This is a genomic window from Allobosea sp. P1_B10 (assembly GCF_056406735.1).
Genome location: NZ_JBFTZP010000027.1, coordinates 1 through 17,328, shown reverse-complemented (window position 1 = coordinate 17,328; position 17,328 = coordinate 1). Strand labels below are relative to the sequence as shown.

Here is a 17,328-nt window from a genome sequence, read left to right as displayed (position 1 = left end):
CCAAGGAGGAGGGCGGTCGCCACACCCCGTTCTTCACCAACTACCGCCCGCAGTTCTACTTCCGCACGACGGACGTGACCGGCGTGGTGCACCTGCCCGAGGGTACCGAGATGGTCATGCCTGGCGACAACATCGCCATGGAAGTGCACCTGATCGTGCCGATCGCGATGGAAGAGAAGCTGCGCTTCGCCATCCGTGAAGGCGGCCGCACCGTCGGTGCCGGCGTCGTCGCAAGCATCATCGCGTAACAACTCAGGCTTGGACTGTTTGGGAAGGGCGGCGGTCACGCCGCCCTTTTCGTTTGGCGCCGGCAGTCGGGCATTGCAGTTCCGCATCGTCCTCGTCCGCTGGTCTCGAGAGCGGCTTTCGATTCGCCGAATGGCCCGGGCCTGTTGCCCGCGCGCTGCTGGTTGCGCTTACAGCAAGCCACGCCAAGTCGCTGCAGCGTGCCGATACGGCGCTCTGCATGGCCAACGAGAGCGGCTGCAACCACCTCCGGTGCCCGGCCGGCGGCTGACCGCGCGGATTGTCGAGAACAATTGCAGGCGCGCGCATTTTCGACTTGAAATGCCCCGCGCATTGGGGCAAAGGAACCGCGTCCGCAGGGGTGTAGCTCAGTTGGTAGAGTACCGGTCTCCAAAACCGGTTGTCGTAGGTTCGAGCCCTACCGCCCCTGCCAGTTCCTCGGTTCAGATCCTGGCATGCTTGCCGATCCCGCCGCCGAACGCCCTCTCAACATTCTGTTTAGTTCGATACATCATCCGCCGGGTGTTGCCCTGCCGCGAGCACCAGTCTCGCGTCCGCCGGGGAGGGCCGTGCCCGCGCTCGCGCTGCGACAGCGAGGCTCGCCGGAGTTTTCGGGGCAAAAGGCGCTTGGCTAACGCCTGCGGCCGTTGTAAGAGGCTCCTCATGACGGCGCGCGACCCCTCGGGTCCCGCGCCGCGAATGTTTCAGGACGGCCGATTCGGCGGCGGCGCAAGCCCGCAGCGGCGAATCGGAACCCGAGGTAAATCCATGGCGAAGAGCAATCCCTTCAGCTTCCTGCAGGATGTCCGCACCGAGGCGACAAAGGTCACCTGGCCATCGCGGCGTGAGACGCTGATCACCACAGGCCTCGTGCTGGCCATGGTCGTGGTCTCGAGCCTGTTCTTCCTTTTCACCGATACGATCATTCGCTGGTCGCTCGGCCTCATCCTCGGCGCGCGCTGAACGGAGATAATGACGTGAGCACCCGCTGGTACATCGTCCACGCCTATTCCAACTTCGAGAACAAGGTCGCGCAGTCGATCCGCGACCAGGCGGCGCAACGCCATCTCGCCGACAAGTTCGACGAGGTCCTGGTCCCGACCGAGAAGGTCGTCGAGGTTCGTCGCGGCCGCAAGGTCGAGGCCGAGCGCAAGTTCTTCCCGGGCTATGTCCTGGTGAAGTGCGAGATGACCGATGAGGTCTACCACCTCATCAAGAACACGCCGAAGGTCACGGGCTTCCTGGGCGCCGACAAGGCCAAGCCCATGCCGATCCCCGAGAGCGAGGCGATGCGCATCAAGGGCCAGGTGGCCGAGGGCGTCGAGCGTCCCAAGCCCACGATCGTCTTCGAGATCGGCGAGCAGGTGAAAGTGGCCGACGGTCCGTTCGCCTCGTTCAACGGTGTCGTCGAGGACGTCGACCACGGTCGCGCCCGCCTCAAGGTCGCGGTTTCGATCTTCGGCCGCGCAACGCCGGTGGAGCTGGAATACGGGCAGGTCGAGAAGCTCTGAGGGCTTCCGGTCGACCCCAGGATCTTCATCCTTCGAGGGCGCGGGAGCGCCGTCTCGAAGGATATTCCAGGGGAAGCTGCCGTTCTGAAATATCATTCGAGACGCAGCCTCGCGCTGCTCCTCGGGATTGAAGGGGACGGGTTCATTCATAGTTGATGAATCCACTTCCCTTCGGCGCTGCCTTGTGTCATAGGCCGCGCCTCACATGCGTGGGAGGTAGGCCGGTCGCCAACCGGATCACCCTGCCGCACCACGCTCTGCAACCATCCCGACCCGAACGAAAATGCGTTCAAGGGCGGGACGTCGTCGTTCCGATAGGCAGCGGAGCGAGCGGCAGGAGCAGCCATCATGGCAAAGAAGATCACGGGCTACGTGAAGCTTCAGGTTCCGGCGGGCGCGGCCAATCCGTCGCCGCCGATCGGTCCGGCGCTGGGTCAGCGCGGCCTTAACATCATGGAATTCTGCAAGGCCTTCAACGCGAAGACCTCTCAGATGGAAAAGGGCATGCCGATCCCGGTGATCATCACCGCGTATCAGGATCGCTCCTTCACCTTCGAGATGAAGCAGCCGCCGGTGTCCTACTGGCTCAAGAAGGCTGCCGGCCTGACCTCGGGTTCCAAGACCCCCGGTCGCGGCGGCAACGTCGGCAAGGTGACGGTCGCCCAGATCAACGAGATCGCCGAGAAGAAGATGGCCGATCTCAACTGCGATACCGTCGAATCGGCCTCGTCCATGATCAAGGGCTCTGCCCGGTCGATGGGCCTGGAAGTCGTGGGCTGAGGGGGCGAAAATGGCACATATCGGAAAGCGCGTCGTCAAGGGCCGTGAAGGCATTGACCGCACCAAGCTCTACCCGCTCACCGACGCGGTCGCCTTCGTCAAGGAGCGCGCCACCGCCAAGTTCGACGAGACCGTTGAAGTCTCGATGAACCTGGGCGTCGATCCTCGTCACGCCGACCAGATGGTCCGTGGCGTCTGCAACCTGCCCAACGGCACCGGCCGCGTTCTGCGCGTCGCCGTGTTCGCCCGCGGCGCGAAGGCGGAAGAGGCCAAGAAGGCCGGAGCTGACATCGTCGGCGCCGAAGAGCTGGTCGACATCGTCTCCAAGGGCACGATCGAGTTCGATCGCTGCATCGCGACCCCGGACATGATGCCGCTCGTCGGTCGTCTCGGTAAGGTGCTCGGCCCGCGCGGCCTGATGCCGAACCCGAAGGTCGGCACGGTGACCATGGACATCACCAATGCGGTCGCCGCCTCCAAGGGCGGTTCGGTCGAGTTCCGCGTCGAGAAGGCCGGCATCGTGCATGCCGCCGTCGGCAAGGTCTCGTTCACGTCCGAGAAGCTGGCCGAGAACATCAAGGCGTTCGCCGACTCGGTCGCCAAGGCCAAGCCTGCCGGCGCCAAGGGCACCTATATCCAGCGCGTCGCGATCTCCTCGACCATGGGTCCGGGCGTCAAGATCGAACCGAACACGGTTCTGGCCGGCTGAGCGGCTGACGGCCGGTCTCGCGCCGGCCATCGCCCTTGACTTGACGCGATGGCGTCAAGTCCCCACTTGGCAGAAGCAGGCGAAAGCGTTAAGACGCTGCCTGTTTCCATAAGTGACCTGGGCTCCAGCGTGCTTCGCACGAAGGGGTCCGTTTCGCGTTTTTTGGCGGTTTACCGCCGAAAAATGGATGCTTTGGCTGCAGGAAGCGATTCCGGGCGCCGAATCATCCAAGTCCTGTCTGAGACTGCAGGTGCGCCGGGAGTTCGCTCGCGGGCATAATTTCGCCAAGAGGCCTGCATAGACGGTGCAAGAGCTTATCCGGGACCGCTCGCGGTTCCGAAGACGGTTCGAACCATCTCGCCCGAAATCGGCCTGCAAGGGCTGGGGACGGGGACAGGGCACTGAGCGTCGCTCTCATCCTGCTTCGGTGTCAACCGGGGTGTGGTGCGGGTGGCAAGTGCAACTGGCGGCACGCCCTCAAGCATGCCGCCTACCGGAGAGAGCCCAGTGGATAGAACGGCAAAGACAGATGCCGTCGCGACGCTGAACGAAGTGTTTGCGAACACCTCGGTCGTCGTCGTGGCCCACTATGCGGGTTTGACGGTGGCCCAGTTCCAGAAGCTTCGTCGCGAGATGAAGGCCAATGGCGCCACCGTTAAGGTCGCAAAGAACCGGCTGGCCAAGATCGCTCTTGAAGGCACCGACGTCGCGTCCATCAGCCCCTTGCTGACGGGTCCCACCCTGATCGCTTATTCCAACGATCCGGTCGCGGCGCCGAAGGTCGCCACCGCTTTCGCCAAGGACAATGACAAGCTTGTCATCCTCGGCGGCGCGATGGGCACGACCGCCCTGAACCCCGAAGGTGTCAAGGCTCTCGCCTCGATGCCCTCGCTCGACGAACTGCGCGCCAAGTTGCTCGGCCTTCTCCAGGCCCCGGCAACCAAGATCGCCCAGCTCTCGACCGCGCCTGCCGCAAAGCTCGCGCGCGTGTTCCAGGCATATGCCGACAAGGATGCGGCCTGATTTTTGGCCAGTTACCCCTGATCAAGTTCGAACCTCTTTTTACGTAGGAAATCAAAATGGCTGATCTTGCTAAGCTCGTTGACGAGCTCTCCGCCCTGACGGTCCTCGAGGCCGCTGACCTCGCCAAGCTTCTCGAAGAGAAGTGGGGCGTCTCCGCTGCCGCCGCCGTTGCGGTTGCCGGCCCGGCCGCTGGCCCCGCTGCTGCCGCTGCTGAAGAGCAGACCGAGTTCACCGTCGTTCTTGCCGCCGCTGGCGACAAGAAGATCGAGGTCATCAAGGAAGTCCGCGCCATCACCGGCCTGGGCCTCAAGGAAGCCAAGGATCTCGTCGAAGCCGCTCCGAAGCCTGTCAAGGAGTCGGTTGGCAAGGACGAAGCCGAGAAGCTCAAGAAGCAGCTTGAGGCCGTCGGCGCCAAGGTCGAGCTCAAGTGAGCAGGGCCGGCATGATGCCGGTCCGACTTTAATCGCTAAACACAGTCCCGGGGCGGTTCGCCGCCTCCGGGGCTGTTGCGTCGTTTCCGTACATCGTGTGCGGAGAGGTTGCAAAGGCTCCCAGCGCAACTTTTCGTTGTGGGGCGAGACAGGCAAGTCAGCGCAGAGCGCTGAACGGCTCACCCGGCGGCCAGGTCGCCGATCACCCGATACGGCTGGGGCCGCCGGGTGAGCCGTCTGGAGGCGGATGATGTCTGGTCGGATCGGCCGGGGATCGGAATTCGTCTCTGAACCAGAGGTTGGGGCGTGATGTCGCCCGAAAGGTGGTTTCCACTTTTCGGCATCATGCGCCGGAGATTGCGAGGAACAACATGGTCAATTCGCTCCAGGGTCGCAGGCGCGTCCGCAAGTTCTTCGGAAAACTCAAGGAAGTGGCGCAGATGCCGAACCTCATCGAGGTTCAGAAGGCATCCTATGACCAGTTCCTGATGGTCGATGAACCCAAGGGTGGCCGCGGCGACGAAGGCCTGCAGTCCGTGTTCAAGTCGGTCTTCCCGATCGGCGACTTCTCGGGCGCCTCGCTGCTCGAGTTCGTGAAGTACACCTTCGAGCCCCCGAAATACGACGTCGATGAGTGCCGCCAGCGCGGCATGACCTTCAGCGCGCCCCTCAAGGTGACGCTGCGCCTGATCGTGTTCGATATCGATCCCGACACCCAGGCCAAGTCGGTCAAGGACATCAAGGAGCAGGATGTCTACATGGGCGACATGCCGCTCATGACGGACAACGGCACCTTCATCGTCAACGGCACCGAGCGCGTCATCGTCTCGCAGATGCACCGTTCGCCGGGCGTGTTCTTCGACCACGACAAGGGCAAGACCCATTCGTCGGGCAAGCTGCTCTTCGCCGCGCGCATCATCCCGTATCGCGGTTCCTGGCTGGACATCGAGTTCGACGCCAAGGACATCGTCTACGCCCGTATCGACCGGAAGCGTAAGATCCCGGTCACGTCGCTGCTGTTCGCGCTCGGCATGGACGGCGAGGAAATCCTCAGCCGCTTCTACAACCACATTGCCTACACCCGCGACGCCAAGGGCTGGCGCGTGCCTTACGACGCCGAGCGCATGAAGGGCTTCAAGGCGACCGAGGACATGATCGACGCCGACACCGGCGAGGTCGTGGTCGAGGCCGGCAAGAAGCTTGTCGCCCGTACCGCACGCCAGCTGGCCGAGAAGGGCCTCAAGTTCCTGCGCGCAACGGACGAGGACCTCTACACCCAGTACATCGCGGAAGACCTGGTCAACCCGCAGACCGGCGAAGTCTTCGCCGAGGCCGGCGAGGAGATCAACGAGAAGGTCCTCAAGCTGCTGACGGACAACGGGTTCGACGAGATCCCGGTGCTCGACATCGACCACATCACGGTCGGCCCCTATATCCGCAACACTCTCAACGTGGACAAGAACTCGCGTCGCGAAGAGGCGCTGTTCGACATCTACCGCGTGATGCGTCCGGGCGAGCCGCCGACCCTCGAGACGGCTGAGAACATGTTCCAGTCGCTGTTCTTCGACTCGGAGCGCTACGACCTGTCGGCCGTCGGCCGCGTGAAGATGAACATGCGTCTCGACCTCGACGCCGAGGACACCGTGCGCATCCTGCGCAAGGAAGACATCTTCGCGGTCGTGAAGGCGCTGGTCGACCTGCGCGACGGCAAGGGCGAGATCGACGACATCGACCATCTCGGCAACCGCCGCGTGCGTTCGGTCGGCGAGCTCATGGAGAACCAGTATCGCCTGGGCTTGCTGCGCATGGAGCGCGCCATCAAGGAGCGCATGTCGTCGGTCGACATCGACACCGTGATGCCGCAGGACCTGATCAACGCCAAGCCGGCGGCTGCCGCCGTGCGCGAGTTCTTCGGCTCGTCGCAGCTGTCGCAGTTCATGGATCAGACGAACCCGCTCTCGGAAGTCACTCACAAGCGTCGTCTTTCGGCTCTTGGACCGGGTGGTCTCACCCGTGAGCGCGCCGGCTTCGAAGTGCGCGACGTGCACCCGACCCACTATGGCCGCATCTGCCCGATTGAGACGCCGGAAGGCCCGAACATCGGCCTGATCAACTCGCTCGCCACCTTCGCGCGGGTGAACAAGTACGGCTTCATCGAGAGCCCCTATCGCCGCATCCGCGACGGCAAGCAGACCGACGAGATCATCTATCTCTCGGCCATGGAAGAGGCGAAGTACAACGTCGCCCAGGCCAATGCCGCCGTCGACACCGAAGGCCGCCTGACGGACGACCTCATCGTCTGCCGTCGCGCCGGTGAAGTCATCGTCACCCCGGTCGACAAGGTCGATTTCCAGGACGTCTCGCCCAAGCAGCTCGTCTCGGTTGCGGCGGCGCTGATCCCGTTCCTCGAGAACGACGACGCGAACCGCGCGCTGATGGGCTCGAACATGCAGCGCCAGGCGGTGCCGCTGGTTCGCGCCGACGCGCCGTTCGTCGGCACCGGCATGGAAGCCGTCGTCGCCCGCGATTCCGGCGCTGCCATCGCGGCTCGCCGCGCCGGCATCGTCGACCAGGTCGATGCGACACGTATCGTTATCCGCGCGTCGGACGAGATGGACCCGACGAAGCCGGGCGTCGATATCTATCGTCTGCAGAAGTTCCAGCGCTCGAACCAGTCGACCTGCATCACGCAGCGTCCGCTGGTGCGCGTCGGCGACATCATCAAGAAGGGTGACATCGTCGCCGACGGCCCGTCGACCGAGTTTGGCGAGCTCGCGCTCGGCCGCAACGTGCTCGTCGCCTTCATGCCGTGGAACGGCTACAACTTCGAGGATTCCATCCTTCTCTCGGAGAAGATCGTCTCGGAAGACATCTTCACCTCGATCCATATCGAGGAATTCGAGGTCATGGCCCGCGACACCAAGCTGGGCCCGGAGGAAATCACGCGCGATATCCCGAACGTCTCGGAAGAAGCGCTGAAGAACCTCGACGAAGCCGGCATCGTCTATATCGGCGCCGAAGTGGCGGCTGGCGACATCCTCGTCGGCAAGATCACGCCGAAGGGCGAGAGCCCGATGACCCCGGAAGAGAAGCTGCTTCGCGCCATCTTCGGCGAGAAGGCCTCCGACGTCCGCGACACCTCGCTGCGGGTTCCCCCGGGCGTGCAGGGCACCATCGTCGAAGTGCGCGTGTTCAATCGCCACGGCGTCGACAAGGACGAGCGCGCCCAGGCCATCGAGCGCGAGGAGATCGAGCGTCTCGCCAAGGACCGTGACGACGAGCAGGCGATCCTGGACCGCAACACCTTTGCGCGTCTGGCCGATATCCTGACCGGCAAGGTCGGTCTGGCGGGTCCGAAGGGCTTCAAGAAGGACACTGTCATCACCCGCGAGGGCATGACCGAGTTCCCGCGTTCGCAGTGGTGGCTGTTTGCGGTCGGCGACGACCCGCTGATGACCGAAATCGAAGCCATGCGTAAGCAGTACGACGAGTCGAAGAAGCGCCTCGAGCAGCGCTTCCTCGACAAGGTCGAGAAGCTGCAGCGTGGCGACGAACTGCCCCCGGGCGTGATGAAGATGGTCAAGGTCTTCGTCGCGGTGAAGCGCAAGATCCAGCCGGGCGACAAGATGGCTGGCCGTCACGGCAACAAGGGCGTGGTTTCGCGCATCGTTGCGGCCGAGGACATGCCGTTCCTCGAGGACGGCACCCATGCCGACATCGTGCTGAACCCGCTGGGCGTGCCTTCGCGCATGAACGTCGGCCAGATCCTGGAGACGCATCTGGGCTGGGCTGCTGCCGGTCTCGGCAAGCAGATCGGCGCGGCGATCGACGCCTACAAGAAGGCTCATGACGTCAAGGCGCTGCGGGCTTCGTTCGACGCCGTCTACGAGGACAATGAGATCATCGCCTCGATGGACGAGAACGAACTCGTCGAGATGGGCCAGAACCTGCGCCGCGGCGTTCCGATGGCCACCCCGGTGTTCAACGGCGCCAAGGAGGCCGATATCGAGCGGCTGCTGGAACAGGCGGGTCTGCACTCGTCGGGCCAGTCGACCCTCTATGACGGCCGCACCGGCGAGCCCTTCGACCGCAAGGTCACGATGGGCTACATCTACATGCTGAAGCTGCACCACCTGGTCGACGACAAGATCCATGCGCGTTCGATCGGCCCGTACTCGCTCGTTACCCAGCAGCCGCTGGGCGGCAAGGCGCAGTTCGGCGGACAGCGCTTCGGCGAGATGGAGGTCTGGGCGCTCGAAGCCTATGGCGCCGCCTACACGCTGCAGGAAATGCTGACGGTGAAGTCGGACGACGTCGCGGGCCGTACCAAGGTCTACGAGTCGATCGTGCGCGGCGAGGACAACTTCGAAGCGGGCATCCCGGAGAGCTTCAACGTGCTCGTCAAGGAAATGCGCTCGCTCGGCCTCAACGTCGAGCTGATCAGCAACAAGGTGAAGCCGGGCGAGTTGCCGCCGGCTGAAGCGGCCGAGTAAGCCGCGCGGCGCGTCTGGCTGGACGCGCCTGGGATTGGGAAATGCCGGCGGCACTCACGCCGCCGGCCGATGGTTATGATAGCCGGGCAGGGTGGTCTCATCCCCCGCCGGCGGTAGGAGACAGGCGATGAAGCAAGAGGTCATGAACCTTTTCGGCCAGCAGCCGGTCCAGCAGGCCTTCGACGCGATCAAGATCTCGATCGCTTCGCCGGAGAAGATCCTGTCCTGGTCCTATGGCGAAATCAAAAAGCCGGAGACCATCAACTACCGGACCTTCAAGCCCGAGCGCGACGGCCTGTTCTGCGCCCGCATCTTCGGGCCGATCAAGGACTACGAGTGCCTGTGCGGCAAGTACAAGCGCATGAAGTTCAAGGGCGTCATCTGCGAGAAGTGCGGCGTTGAAGTGACGCTCGCCCGCGTCCGGCGCGAGCGCATGGGCCATATCGAGCTCGCGGCTCCCGTCGCTCACATCTGGTTCCTGAAGTCGCTGCCCTCGCGCATCGGCCTGCTGATGGACATGCCGCTCAAGGATCTCGAGCGCATTCTCTATTTCGAGTCGTATGTCGTCATCGAGCCGGGCCTTACCCCTCTGAAGGATCGCCAGATCCTGTCCGAGGAGGAGTACGTCCGCTGCCAGGAAGAATACGGCGCCGACACCTTCACCGCCATGATCGGCGCGGAAGCGATCCGCGAGATGCTGCGCGCGCTCGACCTCGACCAGATCAACGCCGATCTCAAGCATGAGATCGCGACGACGACGTCGGAGCTGAAGCCCAAGAAGCTGATGAAGCGCCTCAAGATCATCGAGGCGTTCCAGCTCTCGGGCAACAAGCCGGAATGGATGGTCATGACCATCATCCCGGTGATCCCGCCCGATCTGCGCCCGCTGGTGCCGCTCGATGGCGGTCGCTTCGCGACCTCCGACCTGAACGACCTCTATCGTCGCGTCATCAACCGCAACAACCGCCTGAAGCGCCTGATCGAGCTGCGCGCGCCCGACATCATCATCCGCAACGAAAAGCGGATGCTGCAGGAGTCGGTCGACGCCCTGTTCGACAACGGCCGTCGCGGTCGCGTCATCACGGGTGCCAACAAGCGTCCGCTGAAGTCGCTCGCCGACATGCTGAAGGGCAAGCAGGGCCGCTTCCGCCAGAACCTGCTCGGCAAGCGCGTCGACTACTCTGGCCGTTCGGTCATCGTCGTCGGTCCGGAGCTCAAGCTGCACCAGTGCGGCCTGCCGAAGAAGATGGCGCTCGAGCTGTTCAAGCCGTTCATCTATGCGCGCCTCGACGCCAAGGGCTACTCGACTACGGTCAAGCAGGCCAAGAAGCTCGTCGAGAAGGAGAAGCCGGAGGTCTGGGATATCCTGGACGAGGTCATCCGCGAGCATCCGGTGATGCTGAACCGCGCGCCGACGCTGCACCGCCTCGGCATTCAGGCCTTCGAGCCCACGCTGATCGAAGGCAAGGCGATCCAGCTTCACCCGCTGGTCTGCGCCGCGTTCAACGCCGACTTCGACGGCGACCAGATGGCCGTGCACGTCCCGCTGTCGCTCGAGGCGCAGCTGGAAGCGCGCGTCCTGATGATGTCGACCAACAACATCCTGCATCCCGCAAACGGTCTGCCGATCATCGTGCCGTCGCAGGACATCGTGCTCGGCCTCTATTACCTCTCGATCGTCTCTGACGGCGAGCCCGGTCAGGGCAAGGTGTTCGGCGACTTCGGTGAGCTCGAATACGCGCTGCACGAGAAGGTCGTGACGCTGCATTCGAAGATCCGGTACCGCTGGACCGGTGTCGACGAGGCCGGCAAGACCTACACCAAGATCTACGAGACCACGCCTGGTCGCGTGATCCTGTCGACGGCGCTGCCCAAGCACCCGAACATGACCTTCGACGTCACCAACAAGCTGATGACGAAGAAGGAAATTCAGGCGATGATCGACGCCGTCTATCGCGGCTGCGGTCAGAAGGAATCGGTGATCTTCTGCGACAGGATCATGTCGCTGGGCTTCACGCACGCCTTCAAGGCCGGCATTTCCTTCGGCAAGGACGACATGGTCGTGCCGGAGAACAAGTGGGAGATCGTCGACACCACCCGCGCGCTCGCCAAGGATTACGAGCAGCAGTACCAGGACGGCCTGATCACCCAGGGTGAGAAGTACAACAAGGTCGTCGACGCCTGGGCAAAGTGCTCCGACAAGCTGGCCCAGGAGATGATGGCGCGCATCTCGACCGTTAAGAAGGACGAGAACGGTCGCGATAAGCCGATCAACTCGATCTACATGATGAGCCACTCCGGAGCGCGTGGTTCGCCAGCCCAGATGCGCCAGCTCGCCGCCATGCGCGGCCTGATGGCCAAGCCGTCCGGTGAGATCATCGAGGCGCCGATCATCTCGAACTTCAAGGAAGGCCTCGACGTTCTCGAGTACTTCAACTCGACCCACGGTGCCCGTAAGGGCCTCGCCGATACCGCGCTCAAGACAGCCAACTCCGGCTATCTCACGCGTCGTCTCGTCGACGTGGCGCAGGATGCCATCATCTCCGAGCTCGATTGCGGTTCGGACACTGGCATCAAGATGCGCGCCATCATCGACGCCGGCCAGGTCGTGGCTTCGCTCGGCATCCGTATTCTCGGCCGTTCTGCTGCCGAGGACGTCACGGATATCGACGGCAAGGTCCTGGTGCCGAAGGGCACGATGATCGACGAGGCTCACATCGAGGCGATCAACGCCGCCGGTGTGCAGGAGGTGAAGATCCGTTCGGTGCTGACCTGCGCCACCAAGAACGGCGTCTGCGCCACCTGCTACGGCCGCGACCTTGCTCGCGGCACGCCTGTCAACATGGGCGAAGCCGTCGGCGTCATCGCGGCGCAGTCGATCGGCGAGCCGGGCACCCAGCTCACGATGCGTACGTTCCACATCGGCGGCGCGGCGACGATTGCCGACCAGTCGTTCGTGGAGTCGAACTTCGAGGGCGTCGTGAAGATGCGCAACCGCAACGTTGCGCGGAACTCGGACGGCGACCTGATCGCAATGGCGCGCAACATCGCCATCGTGATCGTCGGCCCCGACGGTGCAGAGCGTGCGGTCCATCGCGTCCAGTTCGGCTCGAAGCTTCGGGTCGACGAGGGCGACAAGGTCAAGCGCGGCCAGCGCCTGATCGAGTGGGATCCCTATTCCCGCCCGATCCTGGCGGAAGTCGACGGCTCCGTCGGCTTCGAGGACCTGATCGACGGCATGTCGATCACCGAGACGACCGACGAAGCAACGGGCATCAACAAGCGCGTCGTCATCGACTGGCGCGGTTCGGCCCGTACCTCGGATCTTCGCCCGGCCCTGACCGTCAACGGTCCGGACGGCAAGATCGCCAAGCTCGCGCGCGGCGGTGAGGCTCGCTACATCCTGCCGGTCGAGGGCATCATCTCGGTGGAGCCGGGCGTGCACATCAAGGCCGGCGACGTGCTGGCTCGTGTCTCGACCGACTCGGCCAAGACCCGCGACATCACCGGCGGTCTGCCGCGTGTGGCGGAGCTGTTCGAGGCGCGTCGTCCGAAGGATGCGGCGATCATCGCCGAGAAGGCCGGCGTCATCGGCTTCGGCAAGGACTACAAGAACAAGCGTCGCGTCACCCTGACGCCGCATGACGGTTCCGAGGGGCTCGAGTACCTGATCCCCAAGGGCAAGCACATCCATCTCCAGGACGGCGACGTCGTCGAGATGGGCGACTACATCCTCGACGGCAATCCGGCCCCGCACGACATCCTTGCGATCAAGGGCGTCGAGGAGCTGGCCGCTTATCTGGTGAACGAAATCCAGGAGGTCTATCGCCTCCAGGGCGTGGGCATCAACGACAAGCACATCGAGGTGATCGTCCGGCAGATGCTGCAGAAGATCGAGATCACCGAGTCGGGCGATACCGACATTCTCACCGGTGACCAGGTCGACCGCATCGAGCTGCAGGAGATCAATGCCAAGATGAAGGAAGAGGGCAAGAAGCCCGCCTCCGGCGTCCCGGTCCTGCTCGGCATCACCAAGGCGAGCTTGCAGACCCGGTCGTTCATCTCGGCCGCGTCGTTCCAGGAGACCACCCGCGTCCTCACCGAGGCGGCTGTCAACGGCAAGTACGACACGCTGGAAGGCCTCAAGGAGAACGTCATCGTCGGCTCGCTCATCCCGGCCGGCACCGGCGCTCAGGTTGCCCGCATCAAGCAGGTGGCCACGCGTCGCGACGATCTCATCGTCGGTCAGAAGGCAGATGCGGCGGCGAAGGCCGCGGCGTCCGCCGCCAAGGCTGCAGCTGCCACGGCTGCCGCCGTCGCAGCGGCGCTGCCTGCCGCCGAGTAAGGCCTCTTAGCCTTCCATTAACGATCAAGGCCGCCCTTCGGGGCGGCCTTTTTCATGAAGGGCCGTCGGGGCAGGGCCGGGCAGGGCGCTTGGCAAGGCTCGAGGTCGCGATAATGGCCCGGAATGCTGCCGCAAGGCGAAGACATTGCTAATTCGGGGTTGACGCGACTCAGATGCCGAGTCATAAGCGCGGCACTGTCGATGGTTGTCGGACACGTATGTCGCTTTCGCCTTGTTGCGAGCGAATTTCGCGGCCGAAACTCCATCGGAATTCCAGCGTCGATTGACGACATGGTGAGATGCATGACTGCGGAGCAATCTGTGGTCCTCTGCTGGCGAAAGCGCCTGAGGTTTCCCTGCCGGGGACCGATGGCGCGGTTTCGTTTGTGCCATGGCTTCGTTCGATCTGGGCAATCGATTTCGAGATTTCCAACCGCTCAGTGGAGCGAGAGGCCAGAATGCCGACAATCAGCCAGCTCATTCGCAAGCCACGTTCGCCCGTCAAGGCGCGTAACACCGCTCCGGCGCTCGAGTCCTGCCCGCAGAAGCGCGGCGTCTGCACGCGCGTCTACACGACGACGCCTAAGAAGCCGAACTCTGCTCTGCGTAAGGTCGCCAAGGTGCGCCTGACCAACGGCTTCGAGGTGATCGGGTACATTCCTGGTGAGGGTCACAACCTCCAGGAGCACTCTGTCGTCATGATCCGTGGCGGCCGCGTCAAGGACTTGCCCGGCGTGCGCTACCATATCCTGCGCGGCGTGCTCGACACCCAGGGCGTCAAGAACCGCAAACAGCGCCGCTCGAAGTACGGCGCCAAGCGTCCCAAGTAATTTCCTGCCTGACCAGCAGGGCATGAGGCTCGAGCTGGTTCGCAGCTTTTTGAATTGACCGGAGACTAGACGATGTCCCGCCGCCATAGCGCTGAAAAGCGCGAGATCATTCCGGATCCGAAGTTCCACGATATCATCGTGACGAAGTTCATGAATTCCGTGATGTACGAAGGCAAGAAGTCGACTGCCGAGCGCATCGTCTACGGTGCCTTCGACATCATCGAGGCCAAGATGAAGAGCGACCCGCTCGCCGTCTTCAAGAGCGCCCTCGAGAATGTCGCTCCCGCGATCGAGGTGCGTTCGCGCCGCGTCGGCGGTGCCACGTATCAGGTTCCGGTCGAGGTTCGCACCGAGCGCCGTCAGGCGCTGGCGATCCGCTGGCTGATCTCGGCCGCTCGCGGTCGTAACGACAAGACAATGGTTGAGCGTCTCTCCTCGGAGCTGATGGATGCAGCCAGCAACCGTGGCAACGCAGTGAAGAAGCGCGAAGACACGCACCGGATGGCTGAAGCCAACCGGGCCTTCTCGCACTATCGCTGGTAATCGTTCACGGCACTTCGGCAAGACGAAAGCACTATCATGGCCCGTTCTCACCCTATCGACCGTTATCGTAACTTCGGCATCATGGCCCACATCGATGCCGGAAAGACGACGACGACCGAGCGTATCCTGTTCTACACAGGCAAGTCGCACAAGATCGGCGAAGTCCATGATGGCGCTGCCACCATGGACTGGATGACGCAGGAGCAGGAGCGTGGCATCACGATCACCTCCGCTGCGACGACCTGCCTGTGGCAAGATCACCGCCTGAACATCATCGACACCCCCGGCCACGTCGACTTCACCATTGAAGTCGAGCGTTCGCTGCGCGTGCTCGACGGTGCCGTCTGCGTGCTCGATGGCAACCAGGGCGTCGAGCCCCAGACCGAGACCGTCTGGCGCCAGGCCGACAAGTACGACGTCCCGCGCATCGTGTTCGTCAACAAGATGGACAAGACCGGCGCTGATTTCTATCGCTGCGTGCAGGACATCATCGATCGCGTCGCCGGCAAGCCCGTTTGCCTGCAGATCCCGATCGGCGCCGAGTCCGAATTCGCTGGCGTGATCGACCTGATCAAGATGAAGGCGATCGTCTGGAACGGAGAGGCGCTGGGTGCCTCCTTCGAAGAGAAGGACATCCCCGCCGACCTGCTCGACAAGGCCGTCGAATATCGCGGCAAGCTGATTGAAGCCGCCGTCGACATGGACGATGCGGCCATGGAAGCTTACCTGGATGGCACCGAGCCGGACGCGGAGACCCTGCGTCGCCTGGTCCGCACCGCCGTTCAGCGCCGCGCCTTCCATCCCGTGCTTTGCGGTTCGGCCTTCAAGAACAAGGGCGTTCAGCCCCTGCTCGACGCGGTCGTCGACTTCCTGCCTTCGCCCGTCGATCGCGGCGAGATCAAGGGCATCGACTTCAAGACCGAAGAAGACACCGTCCGTCGCCCCACCGACGAAGATCCCTTCTCCATGCTCGCCTTCAAGATCATGGACGATCCCTTCGTCGGCACGATCACCTTCTGCCGCGTCTATTCCGGCAAGGTTGAGACCGGGCAGGGCGTCATCAACTCGACCCGCGACAAGAAAGAGCGTGTCGGCCGCATGCTGCTGATGCACGCGAACAACCGCGAGGACATCAAGGAGGCTTTCGCCGGCGACATCGTCGCCCTGGCCGGCCTCAAGGACGTCCGCACCGGCGACACGCTGTGCGACCCGATCAATGCCGTCATCCTCGAGCGCATGGAATTCCCCGAGCCGGTCATCACGATCGCGATCGAGCCGAAGTCCAAGGCCGACCAGGAGAAGCTGGGCCTCGCCCTGGCGAAGCTCGCGAACGAGGATCCCTCGTTCCGCGTTTCGACCGACCAGGAGAGCGGCCAGACCATCCTCAAGGGCATGGGCGAGCTGCACCTCGACATTAAGGTCGACATCCTGCGCCGGACCTACAAGGTGGACGCCAACATCGGCGCCCCCCAGGTGGCCTATCGCGAGACGCTGACCAAGAAGGTCGAGATCGACTACACCCACAAGAAGCAGACCGGCGGTACCGGCCAGTTCGCCCGCGTCAAGCTGGTGATCGAGCCGAACGAGACCGGCAAGGGCTTCGAGTTCGAGTCGAAGGTCGTCGGCGGTACGGTTCCTAAGGAATACATCCCCGGCGTCGAAAAGGGCCTCAACTCGGTCATCGGCTCCGGCGTGATCGCCGGCTTCCCGGTGGTCGACGTCAAGGTGACCTTGATCGATGGCGCCTTCCACGAAGTCGACTCGTCGGCACTGGCCTTCGAAATCGCCTCTCGCGCTGCTCTGCGTGAAGGTCTGCAGAAGGGTGGTTCGGTTCTGCTCGAGCCGATCATGAAGGTCGAAGTGGTGACCCCGGAAGATTACACCGGTTCGGTCATCGGCGATCTGAACTCGCGTCGTGGCCAGATCCAGGGCCAGGACATGCGTGGCAACGCCGTGGTCGTCAACGCCATGGTGCCGCTCGCAAACATGTTCGGCTACGTCAACCAGCTGCGTTCGTTCAGCCAGGGACGCGCCAACTATACGATGCAGTTCGACCACTACGAGCAGGTTCCTTCGGCGGTCGCTGCCGAGGTCCAGGCCAAGTACGCCTGATCCTGCTGAACTATTCGCACGAACACTTGAAAACGATCTGACGGACGGAGGCTACGATGGCCAAAGAGAAATTCGCGCGCACGAAGCCGCATTGCAACATTGGTACGATTGGTCACGTCGACCATGGCAAGACGTCTTTGACGGCTGCGATCACGAAGGTTTTGGCTGAGTCTGGCGGCGCGTCGTATACGGCGTACGACCAGATCGACAAGGCGCCTGAGGAGAAGGCCCGCGGCATCACGATCTCGACGGCGCACGTCGAGTACGAGACGGCAGCGCGCCACTATGCGCATGTCGACTGCCCC

13 protein-coding genes and 1 tRNA gene are annotated in these 17,328 nt (G+C 63.3%); all 14 read left to right on the top strand.

Annotation, left to right across the window (positions count from 1 at the left end):
* A partial coding sequence (locus AC1D2L_RS25365; RefSeq protein WP_476848186.1) for an EF-Tu C-terminal domain-related protein occupies nt 1–248 on the top strand: 248 nt, incomplete at its 5' end.
* Between the two features lie 355 nt (nt 249–603).
* Nucleotides 604–679 (top strand) — tRNA-Trp (locus tag AC1D2L_RS25360).
* 335 nt (nt 680–1,014) lie between these two features.
* Nucleotides 1,015–1,209: a preprotein translocase subunit SecE gene (gene secE / locus AC1D2L_RS25355; protein ID WP_476848673.1), complete on the top strand. Its 195-nt coding sequence runs from the start codon at nt 1,015–1,017 to the stop codon at nt 1,207–1,209.
* 14 nt (nt 1,210–1,223) lie between these two features.
* Nucleotides 1,224–1,757, top strand: coding sequence for a transcription termination/antitermination protein NusG (gene nusG, locus AC1D2L_RS25350; RefSeq protein WP_476848672.1), 534 nt, complete (start codon nt 1,224–1,226; stop codon nt 1,755–1,757).
* A 348-nt stretch (nt 1,758–2,105) separates the two neighbouring features.
* Nucleotides 2,106–2,537, top strand: a complete 432-nt coding sequence (gene rplK, locus AC1D2L_RS25345) for a 50S ribosomal protein L11 (RefSeq protein WP_476848671.1) — start codon at nt 2,106–2,108, stop codon at nt 2,535–2,537.
* 10 nt (nt 2,538–2,547) lie between these two features.
* Entirely contained in the window at nt 2,548–3,246 is a 699-nt protein-coding gene (gene rplA, locus AC1D2L_RS25340) for a 50S ribosomal protein L1 (protein ID WP_476848670.1), read from the top strand.
* Between the two features lie 507 nt (nt 3,247–3,753).
* Nucleotides 3,754–4,269, top strand: coding sequence for a 50S ribosomal protein L10 (rplJ, locus tag AC1D2L_RS25335; protein WP_476848669.1), 516 nt, complete (start codon nt 3,754–3,756; stop codon nt 4,267–4,269).
* Between the two features lie 56 nt (nt 4,270–4,325).
* Nucleotides 4,326–4,700 carry a 50S ribosomal protein L7/L12 gene (gene rplL, locus AC1D2L_RS25330; RefSeq protein WP_476848668.1) on the top strand — a complete coding sequence of 125 codons (375 nt, stop codon included), beginning with the start codon at nt 4,326–4,328 and terminating at the stop codon, nt 4,698–4,700.
* Nucleotides 4,701–5,071: 371 nt separating this feature from the next.
* Nucleotides 5,072–9,193: a DNA-directed RNA polymerase subunit beta gene (gene rpoB / locus AC1D2L_RS25325; RefSeq protein ID WP_476848667.1), complete on the top strand. Its 4,122-nt coding sequence runs from the start codon at nt 5,072–5,074 to the stop codon at nt 9,191–9,193.
* A 127-nt stretch (nt 9,194–9,320) separates the two neighbouring features.
* Nucleotides 9,321–13,538 carry a DNA-directed RNA polymerase subunit beta' gene (gene rpoC / locus AC1D2L_RS25320; RefSeq protein WP_476848666.1) on the top strand — a complete coding sequence of 1,406 codons (4,218 nt, stop codon included), beginning with the start codon at nt 9,321–9,323 and terminating at the stop codon, nt 13,536–13,538.
* A gap of 458 nt (nt 13,539–13,996) precedes the next feature.
* Nucleotides 13,997–14,368 carry a 30S ribosomal protein S12 gene (rpsL, locus tag AC1D2L_RS25315; RefSeq protein WP_038358286.1) on the top strand — a complete coding sequence of 124 codons (372 nt, stop codon included), beginning with the start codon at nt 13,997–13,999 and terminating at the stop codon, nt 14,366–14,368.
* A 72-nt stretch (nt 14,369–14,440) separates the two neighbouring features.
* Nucleotides 14,441–14,911: a 30S ribosomal protein S7 gene (gene rpsG, locus AC1D2L_RS25310; RefSeq protein WP_476848665.1), complete on the top strand. Its 471-nt coding sequence runs from the start codon at nt 14,441–14,443 to the stop codon at nt 14,909–14,911.
* Nucleotides 14,912–14,947: 36 nt separating this feature from the next.
* Complete coding sequence (gene fusA, locus AC1D2L_RS25305; RefSeq protein ID WP_476848664.1) at nt 14,948–17,023, top strand: elongation factor G; 2,076 nt, start codon at nt 14,948–14,950, stop codon at nt 17,021–17,023.
* A gap of 56 nt (nt 17,024–17,079) precedes the next feature.
* Nucleotides 17,080–17,328, top strand: a 249-nt coding sequence (locus AC1D2L_RS25300) for a GTP-binding protein (RefSeq protein ID WP_476848663.1), incomplete at its 3' end; no start/stop codon positions are given.